This is a genomic window from Solirubrobacter ginsenosidimutans, from assembly GCF_027587205.1.
The window spans coordinates 198264-212537 of the sequence record NZ_JAPDOD010000004.1; the positions used below are offsets into that span (position 1 = coordinate 198264).

Consider the following 14274-nt stretch of genomic DNA (forward strand, 5'->3'; position numbering starts at 1 on the left):
CGGAAAGCCCTACCTGCGGACGCGTGCGGACCCCCGCCGCGTCCGCAGGGGACCCGCAGTGTCGGGGCGACGGGCCGCGCGTAGCTTGAGGCCATGTCCTCCCCGCGCCGCTCCGTCCTCCTCGTCCCCATCGCCGTCGGCGCCGTCCTGCTGACCGGCTGCGCCCTCTCCGACGACGGCCCGATGACCTCGCAGAACCGCGACGTCGCCGGCTTCACCCGCATCGACAACCAGGACTCGGTCGACGTGCGGCTCCACGTCGGCGGGCCGCAGCGGCTTCAGGTCCGCGCGGGCCGGAAGGTGATCGACGACGTCAGAACCGACGTGCGCGACGGCACGCTGCACCTCACCTTCGACCACGACAGTGGCATCGGCGGCAGCAACGTCGTCGTCGAGGCGACGGTGCCGAAGCTGACGGGGATCGAAGCCTCGGGCTCCGGTGACGTCGACGCCGACGGCATCGACGCGGACGCCCTCCAGGTGCGCTCCGACGGCTCGGCCGACATCTCGCTCGACGGCAAGGCGGGACGGCTGGCGCTCGCCCTCGACGGTTCCGGTGACGCCAACGCCACCGCCCTCACCGCCCGCGACGCGAACGTCGCCGTCGGCGGCTCAGGCGACGCCCGCGTCCGCGCCGAGAGCCGCCTCGACGCCAAGGTCGACGGTTCCGGCACCATCCACTACCACGGCCACCCGGCCGTGACCAAGCGCGTCGACGGCTCCGGAGAAGTGAAACCCGATTAACAGATGGCCGCCACGTCGAAGCTGACGTTGGTGAGGAACGGCGTGATCTTGTTGTCGCCGAACGGGATCAGGCGGGTGGACTCGACGAAGATGCGCGCGCCACCGAGCCGCTGGACGTCCAGGTCCGCGGCGACCTCTTCGGGCTTCGACGCCGTCTCGACGCGCGTCGTCGCGACGATCGCGCAGTCCTCGAGGTCCAGCGGGAGCTTCCCGCCGGTCGGGCCGGTGTTGAACGTGATGTCGTAGATCCCGACGCCGGCCTTCTTGACCGTGCCGTCATTGTGGTTGCCGATCGTCTTGCCGTCCTTGGTGACGCGCATCCGCAGCACGGTCTCCGGAGCGTCTGAGCCCGCGATCTGGGTGGTCGCGATGGCGGTGCCGCCGAGCGCGAGGACGAGCGTCGCGACGGCGAGGGCGAAATGGGGACTGAGCAGGTGCTTCAGGACGGACACGGTGGGGCTCCTTCGCGTTGGCTGGTTTCACCAACTGACGCCCACCCCCGCGCGGTAATCCGGGGGGAACCCCCGCCGCCCCCTCACGTTGCCGGACTCAACGCAGCGACATCACCCCTGACGACTGCGGGGATCGCATCGTGTCCCTAGAGGCGCTCCCGGGCGAGTCCGTCTTCGGGGCGGCGACCGCCGACGTGCGCTTCCCGACGTGCTATTCGGACGGCCTCTACGTGGGTGCGGCCCCAGCCACGGAGAAGCGCATCGACGTCGAGCTCAAGCTCGGCGCCGAGCGGAGTATGAAGGCGACTGACATTACGCGCCCCATGGTGCGTGTAACCGCGTGACCGTCCGGCTAGCCTTGCCCGCTCCGATGATCCGTATCGCTTCCATCCTTCTCGTCTGCGCCGCTCTACTCGCGGCGTGCGGCGGCGGCAACGACTCCGCCCCGCCCCCGAACACCGATCCGGTCGAGCAGGTCCCGGACACGCCCGGTCTGCGCGACGCGGTGCGCGAGGCGCAATCGCCCGACCCGACGTCGTTCCCGCCCGTCAAGGGTCAGACGCTGGAGGACATCGCGGGCCTGGTCACGTCAGGTCCGCAGGCGGCAGTCGCCGGCTCGGTCTACACGACGGGCGAGAACCGGTTCGCGTTCGGGGTCATCGACGCCGACGGCAAGCCGATCTATGGGCCGAGCGCGATCTACGTCGCGCCCGCCCCCAACCAGCCCGCGCAGGGCCCGTTCGCCGCCCCCGCGGACGTGCTGCTCACGCAGGCCCGCTATCGCTCCAAGCAGGCCGCGACGGAGACCGATCCGTTCGCCGCGATCTACGCCACGCAGGTCAAGTTCTCGGCCCCCGGGACGTGGGCGGTGCTGGTGATGACGCGCAGCGGCGGCCGGCTCGTGGGCGCGCCGATGCGCATCCAGGTCAAGACCAAGAAGCAGGACACGATCCCGGACGTCGGCGAGAGCGCGCCGAAGGTCGCCACCGACACGCTCGAGTCGCTCGACGGCGACAAGGACCTGCTCGACACGCGCGACCCGAAGACCGACATGCACTCCAACTTCGCCGACGCGGTGGGGAAGAAGCCGGTCGCGCTGTTGTTCGCGACGCCGCAGCTGTGCGTGTCGCGGGTCTGCGGTCCGGTGGCCGACATCGCGCTGCAGATGAAGGCCAAATACGGCAAGCGGATGACCTTCATCCATCAGGAGGTCTGGGCCGACAACAAGCTCAACAGCGCGCTGCGACCGCCGCTGCAGGCCTTCCACGTCGAGACCGAGCCGTGGCTGTTCGTCGTCGACAAGGGCGGCAAGATCACCGCGCGCCTGGAGGGCTCGTTCGGCGTCGACGCGTTCGAGAAGGCGGTCAAGTCCGGCCTCTAGCCGGAGGGCTCTCATCGATCGCTCCCCCGGCGTCGAGGACGATCGACGCCGGTGGCCACTTCACGACTGATCGAATCCGTACGCGAGGCGCCGGCAGCGGCCCTGGGCGTGCGCCCGACGACGACCTGGCGTGAGGACCTCAACGCGATGATCCTCGCGATCTGGCCGATCACCGCGTTGTTCTTCGACGGCCGCAACCACAACAACCGGACGGGCATCGAGTCGTTCTTCACGACCGCCCACATCGTGCTCTACGCGGGCATGACGGTGTTCGCGATCTACGTCGCGATCCTGATCAACCGCTACCAGCTCAAGTCGGGCGCCCATCCCAGCCGCGGCTCGTTCGACTTCAAGGCGATCCCGGTCGGCTACGGCGTCTCGATCATCGGGCTGTGCATCCTCGGCGTGGCCGGGCCGGCGGACCTGACCTGGCATTCGCTCTACGGCTTCGAGATCAATGTCGAGGCGATCGTCAGCCCGCCGCACCTCGCGCTCTTCCTCGGCGGGCTGCTCGTCTCCTCCACCGGCATCCGGTCGATGTGGGCCAAGCGCGACATCGCCCCCAGCATGCGCGAGTACCTGCCCGCGCTGCTGAGCGGGATCCTCTTCATCGCGATGATCAACTTCATCACGATGTACCTGTCGGCGTGGATGACCAACGTCGCGCCGACGAAGGCCTTCGTCGAGAACCTCAAGCACTTCCCCGACGTGATGAGCAACCAGCACATCGGGCTCTCCGAAGGCCTGCGCGACTACAGCGGCAAGCTCTTCCCGTACCACTACTACACGGTCGGCCAGGCGCTCGGCTCGATCGTCATCTCGACGATCGTGCTGCTCGGGCCGACGCTCTTGATCCTGCGCCGCTGGCGGGTCCCGGACGGAACGTTCACGATCACGTTCGCCGCGTTCGGGCTGCTGATGAACATCATGACCGAGTACCGCGATGCCTGGACGCTGATCGTGCTCGTCCTCACGGGCGTCTCGATCGACCTGATGCAGCACTGGTTCGCGCCCGGCCCGCGGCGGCGGCTGACGCTCGGCGGCATCCGCCTCGTCGGCAGCCTCGCCGCGGTCGTGCTCTGGTTCTCCTACTTCGGGCTGCTCGCGCTCGAGCACGGCATCGGCTGGAAGACCACGACGTGGGTCGGCGCGTGCGTGATCGGCATCGGCTCCGGCTTCGGCACGAGCTTCCTGATCGCCCCTCCGGCCTACGGCCCGCGGCTAGTCGAGGGCGGGGACGACATAGCGCAGGTAGACCACGTTTGAGCCGAAGGTCCGCGTCTCGGCCAGCTCGAGCTCCAGCAGGCCGTCCAGGAGCGGGAAATAGGGCGTCCCGCCACCCGCCACGACCGGATAGACGAACAGCTCGTACTGATCGATCAGCCCGAGCTTCGTGCACTCGGCGGCGAGCCCGGCGCCACCGACCGCGATCGGCTTCCCCGGCTGCGCCTTCAGCGCCGCCACCTCCTCCGCGACGCCGCGGGTCGCGAGCCGCGCGTCGCCCTGCACGGTGCTCAACGTGCGCGAGAAGACGATCCGCTCCAGCCCCTTCCAGACGCGGGCGAAGTCCGCCATCACCGGGTCGTCCCACTCGTCGGCCTCCCAGAAGAGCATCGTCTCGTAGAGGCGCCGGCCGAGCAGCTGGGTCCCGATCTTGGCCACCCGCTCGTTGTGGAACCGGTGGAGCTCCTCGCTGGGAGCGGTCCATCCGAACGTGCCGTCCGGGCCATTGATGTAGCCGTCCAGCGAGACACTCATGGAGAAGAAGAGCTTGCGCATGGGAGTCATGACCGGGATCGTCTCCGAAAATCATCGTCCGGACCGGCTGCGATGCTCGCGCGGTGAGCCGGACGTGGCACATCGTCGTGAGCTGGCTCAAGCGAGCCAACGCGTGCCCGATCGTGCCGGGGATGACCGTCATCCACCGGTGCCGGGCTGTCGACCCCGCGGTGTCCGACGAGGCCGCCGCGTAAGCGATGGCTTTGCCGGCGACGCCTGAGCCGGGCGCGTCGTGCCCGGATCTCCGTGTGCTCGCCGCCGAGCACCCGTGGCTGGCGGCGCTGGCCGGCACCCCGGTCGACGATGGCGAGACCGACGTCCTGGACCACACGCGACTGGTCGCCGAGCAGCTGCTGCGGTCGCCGCAGTGGCGGCGGATGGAGCCCGAGGACCGTGGAGAGCTCTGGCTCGCGACGCTGTTGCACGACGCCGGCAAGCCCGCCACGACCCGCTACGAGAGAGGCCGCTGGACCGCGCCGGGCCACGCCCGCCACGGCGCGATCATCGCCCGTCGCGTGCTGTGGGAAGCGGGCCTGAGCCCGTTCGCGCGCGAGCGGATCTGCGGGCTCGTCCGCCACCACATGGCGCCGTATCGCCTGATCGACTCCGAGCACGCGACGCGCCGCACGATCGAGATCTCGCTCGAGGCCGGCGTCCGCCGCCAGCACCTGCTGAGTCGCTCCGACGCCCTCGCCCGCAGCGACGACCTGACGACCGACGTCGACCTCTTCGCCGTGCACGCGGAGGAGCTCGGCTGCCTCGAGCGCCCGTACCCGTTCGCGTCCGACCACGCCCGCTTCACCTACTTCACCCACCCGAGCCGCGACCCCGCCTACGCGGCGCATGACGACACCCGCAGCCGCGTCGTCGTGCTGTCCGGCCTGCCCGGCGCGGGCAAGGACCAGTGGATCGCCCGCCATCACCAAGGGCGCCCGACGATCGCCGTCGACGACCGTGAACGGGCACGCACGTATCTGCGCGAGGGCAAGCCGTTCATCTGGAACGCGACCCACCATTCCCGGGAGCTCCGCGCCTCCACGATCTCGCTGCTCGCCGACTATCGCGCCCACGTCACGATCGTCGCCGTCGAAGCACGCCCCCACGAGCTGCGCCGGCACAATCAAGAGCGTCGGCGGCCGGTCCCGTGGGAGGCGGTCGAGCGGGTGCTCGACGACTGGGAGGCGCCGAGCATCACGGAGTGCCACCGTCTCGAGGTGTGGAGTGGCTAGTGCGTGTGGCCGTGGAGCGTCCGCCACGACGTCCACGTGATCCGCAGGATCACCAATGTGATCGCGAGGCCGATCAGCGGGTCGGCGACCGGCGCGCCGATCGCCACCACGGCCGCCGACGCGATGACCGCCAGCGAGACGTAGGCGTCCGCCCGCGCGTGCGCCCCGTCCGCGACCAGCGCCGGGCTGTCGAGACGGCGGCCGGCGCGGGTGCGGATGCGCGCGGCGAGCCAGTTGCCGGCGAAGCCGATCGCCCCCGCGAGAGCGAGCGCGCCGAGCCGGTGCACGTCGGTCGGCGAGACGATCCGCGCCACCGCCTCGTAGCCGGCGGCGCACGCGCTGGCGAAGATCGCCAGCACGACCGCGAGCCCCGCCCACCGCTCGGCGCGGGCACTGCGCAGCGCGAACGCGATGCCGAGCGGGATCGCCGTCGCGGCGTCACCCGCGTTGTGGATCAGGTCGGCGAGCAGCGCGACGCTGCCGGACGCGACGTAGACGACGACCTGCGCCACGGCGGTGAGCAGCAGCACCGCCAACGCGAGCGAGACGGCGCGCACGCCTTCGTGGGAACGCTTGATCGAATCGTGGACGAGGCCGTGCGAGTGGGTGTGGGCGTGGCTCACGCCTCGACCGCCTGATGGCGCCCCGCAAGGCCGAGCCGCACGTGCTCGACGTGCGAGACGACCTGCCCGAGCAGGTCCGCGACATGATCGTCGTAGAGCTCGTACACGACCTGGCGACCGTCCCGCTGTCCGGTCACGAGCCCGAGATGCCGCAGTAGCCGGAGCTGGTGCGACACCGCCGAGCCCTCCATCCCGACCGCCTCGGCGAGCTCGTTCACCGAGGCCGGCCCGGCGTGCAGGCGGGCGAGGATGCGCAGCCGGCTCGGCGCCGACAGCGCCTGGATGCTGTCCGCCGCGGCACGCGCGAAGGCGGCGTCGTCGAGCAGCCGCGTGACGTCCTCGTGTTCGGAGCCGTGCGCCATCACCGACACGATAGCTGAAGGACTGTTCAGATATGCGGTCTGCGTGGGATCTCATTTGTGGCGGTTACGTTCGAGCGTCGTGCCCGTCACAGATCCCGCCGCGAAGGCAATGCATTGACAGTGCGCCGTACCGACGAGCGGGTGCCGCCGATCACGCCCCAGCTGGCGTGGCGCGTCGCCGTGCTCGGGGCGGTCGCGTTCCTGCTGTTCGCGACCGTGTTCTTCCGTCTGTGGTCACTGCAGGTGCTCTCCGGCAGCCGGTTTGTCGCGCAGGCGCGCGACAACGGGCGGCGGGTGGTGCCGATCGAGGCCCCGCGCGGCGACATCGTGGATCGCAACGACCACAAGCTGGTGACGACGCGCAGGGCGGCGGTGGTGCAGATCGCGCCCGCGTCGCTGCCCGCGGCGGTCCGGACGCAGGGCGACGACTACCACGTCGCGCTCGCCGACGCCGAGAACGCGCGGGCGCGGGCGGAGACGCAACTGAAGGCGCTGGAGCGCCAATTGCGCGACGACGGCCACAGGGCGACCAAGGCGGAGCACGCCGCCACGGCGCGGCTGCGCGCCGCCGCCGAGACGGCCAAGGCGGTCCCGATCCCGCCGCTGCCCGCGACCGAGCCGGAGCTCGCGCAGCTCTACGCGCGGATCGGGCGGGTGCTCCAGATCCGCCCCGAGACCGTGCACGGACGGGTGATCCGCGGGCTCGCGGAGGCGCCGTACACGAACGTCACGATCCGCACCGACGTCCCGCGCGCCGAGTTCGACTACATGCGCGAACGGCCGCAGCAGTTCCCGGGCGTCGTGATCACCGACACGTTCCTGCGTGAGTACCCGCACGGATCGCTGGCGGCGCAGCTGTTCGGCACGGTTTCGCAGGAGAAGGGCCAGAGCGGGCTCGAGCAGCACTACGACGAGGTCCTGCGCGGCGTGCCGGGCAAGACCCGCCTGACCGTCGACGCGAGCGGGCAGCTCGACGAGAGCCAGGGCGTCAAGGTCACCGAGCCCAAGCAGGGCGACCGGCTGCAGCTGACGCTCGACCTCGGGCTGCAGCAGGCCGGGGACGCCGCGCTGGCGAAGGCGCTCAGCGCCTCCAAGTACCCCACCCGCGCGGGCGCGTGGCTGGCGATGGACCCGCGCAACGGCGCCGTGTACGGGATGGGGTCCGCGCCGAGCTTCGACGCGAGCAAGCTCGCCAAGCCGTTCTCGGACAAGACGTATCAGGAACTGACCTCGCAAGCCCAGGACGCGCCGCTGCTCAATCGCGTCACCGAGTCCGCCTATCCCACCGGCTCGACGTTCAAGCCCGTCACCGCGTTCGCCGCGCTCGAGGGCGGGCTGATCAACCCCAGCTACACGATCGACGACACGGGCCACTGGGCGCTCGGCACGCAGAAGTACCAGAACGCCAACCAGGCGAGCTTCGGGACGATCAACGTCGCCGACGCCCTGAAGGTCTCCTCGGACATCTTCTTCTTCCAGCTCGGCGCGGCCGCGGAGGATCACGACAACCTGATCCAGCGCTGGGCGAAGCGGTTCGGCTTCGGGTCAAAGACCGGGATCGACCTGCCCGGCGAGTCCCCCGGCCTCGTCCCCGACTCGGCGTGGCGCACCCGCGAGTACAAGGCGTACGCCGCCTGCGTCGACAAGGCGCACCTGCTGCAGAACACGCTGCCGGCGCTGTACAAGTGCGGCGGGATCGACAAGCCCTGGACGCCGGGCGACAACGTCAACCTCGCCGTCGGTCAGGGCGACCTCCAGGCCACGCCGCTGCAGCTCGCCGTCGCCTATTCGGCGATCGCCAACGACGGCACGATCGTGAAGCCCCACCTCGGGCTCTCCGTCGAGGACGGCAATGGCTTCCCGATCCACGCGATCCACACCGACCCGCGACGCAAGATCAAGCTCAGCGCGCGCGATCGCCAGGTCATCCTCGGCGGCCTCAAGGCAGCCACGACGCAGCCCGACGGGACCTCTGCCGACGTGTTCAAGGGCTGGCCGAAGCGCTACACGGTCTACGGCAAGACCGGCACGGCCGAGCGCGGCGTCAACCCCGACCAGGCCTGGTACGCCTGCTTCGTCAACGATCCGGAGCGCCCGATCGTCGTCGTCGTCACGGTCGAGAAGGGCGGGTTCGGGGCCGAGACCGCCGCGCCCGCCGCACGGCTGATCCTGTCGAAGTGGTTCGGCGTCAAGGACAACGCCTTCCACGCCGGCACGAGCGACACGCTCTAGGCCGCAATGTTCGCGCGCTGACCCCGTAGTTTCCGCTCAGTCCGGGCCACTTCGGCCATGTGTAAGAAAAGTGGCTTCGAGGTGCAAAAGGGAACCGGCGGACCGGCGTGTCCGCACGCGGATACTCCCTTCGCACATGGGCGCGGCGTTGAAGAAGCCCCAGGTCGCCGTCGCTGCCGCGGCCGCGGTCGCCGAAGCGCTGCTCGAACGCCGAGGGCCCGCTCTCACCCGCCGCCTGTCCGCCCGCGAGCGAGGCGTCGAGACGACCGCGGCCGTGCTGCTCCTCGTCGTGGCCATGGTGATGGCGCTCGTCGCGCCCCACGAGCACGATGCCTCCACCGCCGTCCTGCTGACGCTGTGTTACGCGCTGATGCGGCGGGTGCGCTTCCCGCTCGGGCCGGGTCTGATCCGCCCGACCCAGCTGGTGTTCGTCCCGATGCTCTTCCTCACGCCCGCGGCGGCGGTGCCGTTGCTGGTCACGGCCGGCTCGCTGCTGGGCGAGCTGCCCGAGTTGCTGCGGCGGCGGGCGCACCCGGAGCGCCTGCTCGTGATCATCGCCGACGGCTGGTACGCGGTGGGGCCCGCCGTGGTCATCGCCGCGCTCTCCGGCGGCGACCCGGTCGACGCCGCCTGGGGTGTGCTCCTGCTCGCGCTCGCAGCGCAGATCTCGGTCGACTTCACGGCCTCGACGCTGCGCGAATGGCTGGGCGCGGGCATCTCCCCCAGCGAGCTGCTGCCCGTCCTGGCGCTGGTGTATCTGATCGACGCCACGCTGGCGCCGATCGGCTTCCTCGCGGTGCTCGCGTCCGAGGTCTACCAGCACGCGTACCTACTCGCGATCGCTCCCGGCGCCCTGCTCGGCCTGATCGCCCGCGAGCGCAGCAGCCGGATCGCGCACGAGCTCGCACTGGAGCGGGCGTTCCGGCGCTCCACCCGCGCATTGGACGCGCGCGCGGAGGATCTGCGCCGCCAGGCGGGGCGGTTGCAGGCGGGCGAATCGGCGAGCCCGCCCGAGGATCGCAGCGCGCTCGAGCGGATGCTGCTGACGACCACGATCGAGGCGTTGCAGGCCGACTGCGGGCGCTTGAGCGAGCTCGACGAGGCGGGTGTGCTGCATGCGCGGCTGACGATCGGCCGCGACGACGACGCCCTGCGCGCGGCGGAGCTCTCCCTCGGGACCCTGTGCGACGGCGCCCTGGCGATCGCCGTCGGGCTGAGCCACGTGCTCGTCGTCGCGCGTCCCGGAGCTGCCTTCTCCCCTGTCGAGCGTGACCTGCTGGAGCACCTCGCCGCGCAGGCCGCGGTCTCGCTCGAGAACCTGCGCCTGGAGGAGCTGATGCGGCGCACGTCGGCCGAGCTGCGCGCGATCCTGGAAGGCGTCGCCGATGCCGTCGCGGCCGAGGATCCGGACGGCCGTCTCGTCTACGTCAACGCCGCCGCCGCGCGGCTGCTGGGCGGAGCGGACGAGTTCGGTTCGCGGCTGGGCGTCCCGGCCGACCTGCTGCCGGGACGGCGGGTGTTCAAGGGCGCGCCCGCCGAGGCGCTCGTCGTGCGTCACCCCGGCGAGTCGCGGTGGTCGCGCGTGAAGGCCAGCCCGGTGCTCGAGGACGGTGGCGCGCGACTGGCGATCAGCGTCTTCGAGGACATCACCGAGATCAAGCAGGCCGAGGAGGCGCAGCGCTTCCTGGCCAACAGCTCGCGGGCGCTGGCCCGGTCGCTGGAGCTCGAGGAGACGCTGCCCGAGGTCGCCCGGCTGGTCGCAGCGACGCTCGCCGACGACTGCGCCATCCACCTGTTCGAGGATGGAGAGTTGCGGCTGATGGGCGCCAGCCGCGGCCAGATGGTCTCGCCGCCCGGGCTCGAAGAGGTCGTCGCGCGCGGGACTCCGAGGTTGTGGGTCGAGGCGGGCCGGACGACTGCGCTGGCGGTGCCGATCCTCGTCCGCGACGGGATCGCCGGCACGATCACGCTGCACAACCACCACTTCAGCGAGCCCGACATCGCGCTCGCCGAGGATCTCGGGCTCCGGGTCGGGTCGGCGGTCGACAACGCGAACCTCTACCACCAGCGCGCGACGATCGCCCACACGCTGCAGCAGTCCCTGCTCCCGCCCGAGCTGCCGGAGATCCCCGGGGTCGAGGCCGCCGCGCATTACCGCCCCGCGGGCGAGGGGATCGAGGTCGGCGGCGACTTCTACGACCTCTTCGCGACCGGTGAGCGCGAGTGGTTCGCGGTCATGGGCGACGTGTGCGGCAAGGGCGCGCCCGCCGCGGCGGTGACCGCGATGGTGCGCTACACGATCCGCGCCGCGGTCATGCGCAACCGCTCCCCCGCGGGCATCCTGCGCTGGCTGAACTCGGCGATGCTGCGCCAGCAGGCGGGGCGGTTCGTGACGCTCGCCATCGCGCGCCTGGAGCTGGAGACCGACGGGACGGTGATCGCCACGGTCGCAAGCGGAGGCCACCCGCTGCCCCGGATCCTGCGCTCGACGGGGCTGGTCGAGGAGCTCGGGACGACCGGCACGTTGCTCGGCGTGCTCGCCGACGTCGACCTCGACGACCGCAGCTCGCAGCTCGGTCCGGGCGACGCGCTCGTGCTCTACACCGACGGCCTGACCGAGGTCACGGCGCCGCGGGTGTGGTCACGCGCGCACCTGGACGCGGCGATCGGCGGCGCGCGGCGGCGCTCCGCGCAGGGCATCGTCGATCATCTCGCCGCGCAGGCCGAGGCGGAGGCCGAAGGGCCTCCGCGCGACGACCTGGCGCTGCTCGCGCTGCGCGTCTATCCCTTGCTGTAAGGGTCGACGTAGACGTCGTCGACCTGCCAGGCGCTGTCCGGTGCCGCGGTCAGGCGGAAGCGGACCTCGTTGGACAGCAGGTTGCCGAGCATCAGCAGTGGCAGCGTCGGCTGCCACTCGCCGCCGCCCAGGACGACACCCACCGGCAGCTCGAGCTGCAGGCCGAGCAGTGTCTTGAACTGGACGGTGACGATCAGTGGCGAGAGGGCCGCGCCGGCGTTGCGGGCGAAGAAGCGGATCGTCGGGTGGGCGACGGTCACGCAGATCGGCGCGGTGGTGGCGGAGGAGCCCGGCGGGAGGTCGAGCGAGCGGGTGCCGGCGAGGAACGGCTGGTTGCCGTCGACGACCGTCGCGCCGCCCGCCAGTACCCAGCTGCCGCCGGCCTCGAAGCCGCTGTCCGGCGCCGCTTGGTAGTAGGCGGGGTCGAGCCAGGGCCGGAAGGTCTGGTCGAGTGGCTGCGCGGGGCAGGCGGCGAGCGCCTGGGGAGCACCGAAGGCGAGGGCGGCGAGCGCGCCCACGGCGGCGAGGAGGGGCCTCTTCATCTCGCTCGCACGCGTGCTCCGTAGACACGCTCGCCAAACCTAAAATGTTCAGTCGATCAACGTGTACCTGACGGTCTGCACGGTGATCTCGCCGTCGCGGAAGACGAACGTGTCGATGCCGTCCTCCACCCGGGAGTTCGCCGCCTTCGCACTCCACTCGATGAACAGGACGTCGCCCTCGAAGATCTGCGTCGGGACGGCCCATTCGGCGTTCGGGACGTCGGCGAGCAACTTCGTGAAGCCTTCGCGCACCCCGTCCTTGCCGTGCAGCGCGCCGGCGGGCGTGATGAAGACCGCGTCGTCGGCGTAGTCGCTGACGATGCCCTCGAGATCGCCCGCGATCAGCACCTCGGCGTGGTGCTGGAACACTTCCTGCGGAGTCCTTGACACTGCTCCTCCTCCGTTATGGCGGTTAGGGTTCTGCCGTACGTGACCATCAGAGACGTCCCGGACCAGCACCGCTATGAGATCCACGTCTCCGACGAGCTCGCCGGCTTCGTGCAGTATCGCCGCCGCGAGGGGTTGATCGCGTTCATCCACACCGAGATCGATGCGCGCTTCGAAGGCCAGGGGCTCGCGTCTCAGTTGATCGCGGCCGTGCTGGGCGAAGCACGCTCGGCGGGCGTGGCGGTGCTGCCGTTCTGCCCGTTCGTCAACGGGTACATCTCGCGCCACCCGGAGTACGTGGACCTGGTGCCGGAGGACTTCCGGGCCGAGTTCGGGCTCTGAGGGACGTTCCAGCGCCCCGGCGGCAGGCCGTTGTGGCAGAGGTCTTCGAGGATCTCATCGAGGGTGATGTCGAGCTTCATAGCCGGCTCCCGGCGAGGGCGACGCCGAGCGTCGCGAGTGTGCAGAAGAGGTAGACGTCCTTGAAGGACGCGATGTCGCCGTCGACGATTCCCGCCAGCACGGCGACGCCGAGCGCGCCGCCCACCTGGCGGGCCGCGGAGTTCAGGCCGACCGCGGCGGCGAAGCGGTCCGGGGTGACGCTGAGCGCGGCGGCGGTCGAGATGCCGGTGGTGACCGCGCCCATGCCGATCCCGATCAGCACGCCCACCGGCAGCCAGAAGCCGAGGAAGTCCGGCGTCGCGGGCAGGGCGAAGGCGCAGATCGCGCCGGCCGCGGCGAGCGTGGCGGCGCCGACGAGGATGACCGGCTTGTGCGGGCGCTTGGACGCCAGCACGGCGACGACCGCGGCGACGATCGCGCCCGGCGTCATGCCCAGGCCCGCCTGCAGCGGCGAGTAGTCCCACAGCGTCACCTGCACGAGGACGCCGACGAGCATCCACGGAAACAGCGCGGCGCCGTAGAGCAGGCTCGCGACGTTGGCCGTGGCGAAGCGTTTTGAGCGCCACAGGCGGGTCTCGAGCGCCGGGTAGGCGTGGCGGGTGGAACGCCAGATCGCGGCCGCGGCGGCCAGCACGCCGCCGAGGATCGCGGCGACGGTCTTCGGGTCGCCCCAGCCCCACGTCGAACCCTGCGAGATGCCGAGCGCCGCGGCGCCGATCCCCACGCCGAGCAGGAGCGTCCCGAGCGCGTCCGGGAGGTGTCCCGCGCCTTTCCCGGCCGGGATCTGCCGCGCGCCGAGCACGATCAGCACGCCGACCGGGACGTTGATGAGGAACAGCGCACGCCAGCCGACCTGATCGACGAGGACGCCGCCGATCGCGGGCCCGGCCGCGGCGGCGAGGGCGCCGGCGGCGCTCCACGCGCCGATCGCGGCGGCGCGGCGCTCCGGCGGCGTGTCGGCGAGGACGACGGCGAGCGAGGCGGGGATCATCGCCGCCGCCGCCGCGGCCTGGAGGGCTCGCGCGACCAGCAGCGCCGGCAGGCTGGGCGCGAGCGCGCAGGCCAGGCTCATGGCGGTGAACCCGCCGACGCCGGCGATCAGCAGCGTGCGCCGTCCCACGACGTCCGCCACCCGCCCGGCGGGCGCGAGCAGCGCCGCGAACACGACGGCGTAGATCGTGATGATCCACGTCGCCCCGTTCACCGACATGCCCGCGAAGTCTGTCTGCACGTCGGCGACGGCGAGGTTCGCGACGGTCGTGTCCAGCAGGGCCAGGAAGGCCGCGCCGGCGGCGACCGCCAGCACGTTCTGAGTGGTTCGCGGTACCGCGATCGCAGTCATCG

15 protein-coding genes are annotated in these 14274 nt (G+C 71.2%); 8 read left to right on the top strand and 7 right to left on the bottom strand.

Features of this window, described 5'->3' with window-relative positions; genetic code table 11:
• Positions 1 to 93: 93 nt before the first annotated feature.
• The gene (locus tag OM076_RS07460; RefSeq protein ID WP_270038867.1) at positions 94 to 744 is read left to right on the top strand and encodes a head GIN domain-containing protein; all 651 of its coding nucleotides are present in this window, start codon (positions 94 to 96) and stop codon (positions 742 to 744) included.
• Here the strand turns inward: OM076_RS07460 and OM076_RS07465 are convergent.
• Positions 741 to 1196, bottom strand: a complete 456-nt coding sequence (locus OM076_RS07465) for a hypothetical protein (RefSeq protein ID WP_270038868.1) — start codon at positions 1194 to 1196, stop codon at positions 741 to 743. The genes OM076_RS07460 and OM076_RS07465 overlap by 4 nt on opposite strands.
• 370 nt (positions 1197 to 1566) lie before the next feature.
• On the opposite strand from OM076_RS07465, the gene OM076_RS07470 reads away from it, so the two are divergent.
• Positions 1567 to 2577, top strand: coding sequence for a hypothetical protein (locus tag OM076_RS07470; protein ID WP_270038869.1), 1011 nt, complete (start codon positions 1567 to 1569; stop codon positions 2575 to 2577).
• Positions 2578 to 2628: 51 nt separating this feature from the next.
• Positions 2629 to 3843 carry a hypothetical protein gene (locus OM076_RS07475; RefSeq protein ID WP_270038870.1) on the top strand — a complete coding sequence of 405 codons (1215 nt, stop codon included), beginning with the start codon at positions 2629 to 2631 and terminating at the stop codon, positions 3841 to 3843.
• Here OM076_RS07475 and OM076_RS07480 read toward each other — a convergent pair.
• The gene (locus tag OM076_RS07480; RefSeq protein WP_372518010.1) at positions 3799 to 4356 is read right to left on the bottom strand and encodes a dihydrofolate reductase family protein; all 558 of its coding nucleotides are present in this window, start codon (positions 4354 to 4356) and stop codon (positions 3799 to 3801) included. The two genes, OM076_RS07475 and OM076_RS07480, sit on opposite strands and share 45 nt — an antisense overlap.
• Before the next feature lie 62 nt (positions 4357 to 4418).
• On the opposite strand from OM076_RS07480, the gene OM076_RS07485 reads away from it, so the two are divergent.
• Both OM076_RS07485 and OM076_RS07490 read left to right on the top strand, forming a co-directional pair.
• Positions 4419 to 4550, top strand: coding sequence for a hypothetical protein (locus OM076_RS07485; RefSeq protein ID WP_270038872.1), 132 nt, complete (start codon positions 4419 to 4421; stop codon positions 4548 to 4550).
• A 3-nt stretch (positions 4551 to 4553) separates the two neighbouring features.
• Positions 4554 to 5585 carry an AAA family ATPase gene (locus tag OM076_RS07490; RefSeq protein WP_270038873.1) on the top strand — a complete coding sequence of 344 codons (1032 nt, stop codon included), beginning with the start codon at positions 4554 to 4556 and terminating at the stop codon, positions 5583 to 5585.
• Here the strand turns inward: OM076_RS07490 and OM076_RS07495 are convergent.
• Positions 5582 to 6208 (bottom strand): cation diffusion facilitator family transporter, encoded by a 627-nt coding sequence (locus OM076_RS07495; protein WP_270038874.1) that lies wholly within the window; start codon positions 6206 to 6208, stop codon positions 5582 to 5584. The genes OM076_RS07490 and OM076_RS07495 overlap by 4 nt on opposite strands.
• Complete coding sequence (locus tag OM076_RS07500) at positions 6205 to 6570, bottom strand: ArsR/SmtB family transcription factor (RefSeq protein WP_270038875.1); 366 nt, start codon at positions 6568 to 6570, stop codon at positions 6205 to 6207. Before OM076_RS07500 ends, OM076_RS07495 begins: the two co-directional genes overlap by 4 nt.
• A 120-nt stretch (positions 6571 to 6690) precedes the next feature.
• On the opposite strand from OM076_RS07500, the gene OM076_RS07505 reads away from it, so the two are divergent.
• Together OM076_RS07505 and OM076_RS07510 are read left to right on the top strand one after the other, a co-directional pair.
• Positions 6691 to 8802, top strand: a complete 2112-nt coding sequence (locus OM076_RS07505; protein WP_270038876.1) for a penicillin-binding transpeptidase domain-containing protein — start codon at positions 6691 to 6693, stop codon at positions 8800 to 8802.
• Between the two features lie 136 nt (positions 8803 to 8938).
• On the top strand, positions 8939 to 11599 hold the full coding sequence (locus OM076_RS07510) for a SpoIIE family protein phosphatase (RefSeq protein ID WP_270038877.1): 2661 nt from the start codon (positions 8939 to 8941) through the stop codon (positions 11597 to 11599).
• On the opposite strand, the gene OM076_RS07515 is transcribed toward OM076_RS07510, so the two are convergent.
• Positions 11584 to 12141, bottom strand: coding sequence for a hypothetical protein (locus tag OM076_RS07515; RefSeq protein WP_270038878.1), 558 nt, complete (start codon positions 12139 to 12141; stop codon positions 11584 to 11586). The two genes, OM076_RS07510 and OM076_RS07515, sit on opposite strands and share 16 nt — an antisense overlap.
• A 48-nt stretch (positions 12142 to 12189) precedes the next feature.
• Positions 12190 to 12531 carry a nuclear transport factor 2 family protein gene (locus OM076_RS07520; protein ID WP_270038879.1) on the bottom strand — a complete coding sequence of 114 codons (342 nt, stop codon included), beginning with the start codon at positions 12529 to 12531 and terminating at the stop codon, positions 12190 to 12192.
• A 39-nt stretch (positions 12532 to 12570) separates the two neighbouring features.
• Between OM076_RS07520 and OM076_RS07525 the strand changes: the two genes are divergently transcribed.
• Positions 12571 to 12870 carry a GNAT family N-acetyltransferase gene (locus tag OM076_RS07525; RefSeq protein WP_270038880.1) on the top strand — a complete coding sequence of 100 codons (300 nt, stop codon included), beginning with the start codon at positions 12571 to 12573 and terminating at the stop codon, positions 12868 to 12870.
• 76 nt (positions 12871 to 12946) lie between these two features.
• Here the strand turns inward: OM076_RS07525 and OM076_RS07530 are convergent, their stop codons facing one another.
• Positions 12947 to 14272: an MFS transporter gene (locus OM076_RS07530; protein WP_270038881.1), complete on the bottom strand. Its 1326-nt coding sequence runs from the start codon at positions 14270 to 14272 to the stop codon at positions 12947 to 12949.
• Positions 14273 to 14274: the final 2 nt, after the last annotated feature.

What these genes read in the sequence shown, in the direction of transcription:
- OM076_RS07460 (WP_270038867.1), top strand. Translation starts at nt 94, where the DNA reads ATGTCCTCCCCGCGCCGCTCCGTCCTCCTCGTCCCCATCGCCGTCGGC.
- OM076_RS07470 (WP_270038869.1), top strand. Translation starts at nt 1,567, where the DNA reads ATGATCCGTATCGCTTCCATCCTTCTCGTCTGCGCCGCTCTACTCGCG.
- OM076_RS07480 (WP_372518010.1), bottom strand. Translation starts at nt 4,356, where the DNA reads ATGCGCAAGCTCTTCTTCTCCATGAGTGTCTCGCTGGACGGCTACATC.
- OM076_RS07490 (WP_270038873.1), top strand. Translation starts at nt 4,554, where the DNA reads ATGGCTTTGCCGGCGACGCCTGAGCCGGGCGCGTCGTGCCCGGATCTC.
- OM076_RS07500 (WP_270038875.1), bottom strand. Translation starts at nt 6,570, where the DNA reads ATGGCGCACGGCTCCGAACACGAGGACGTCACGCGGCTGCTCGACGAC.
- OM076_RS07510 (WP_270038877.1), top strand. Translation starts at nt 8,939, where the DNA reads ATGGGCGCGGCGTTGAAGAAGCCCCAGGTCGCCGTCGCTGCCGCGGCC.
- OM076_RS07515 (WP_270038878.1), bottom strand. Translation starts at nt 12,141, where the DNA reads ATGAAGAGGCCCCTCCTCGCCGCCGTGGGCGCGCTCGCCGCCCTCGCC.
- OM076_RS07530 (WP_270038881.1), bottom strand. Translation starts at nt 14,272, where the DNA reads ATGACTGCGATCGCGGTACCGCGAACCACTCAGAACGTGCTGGCGGTC.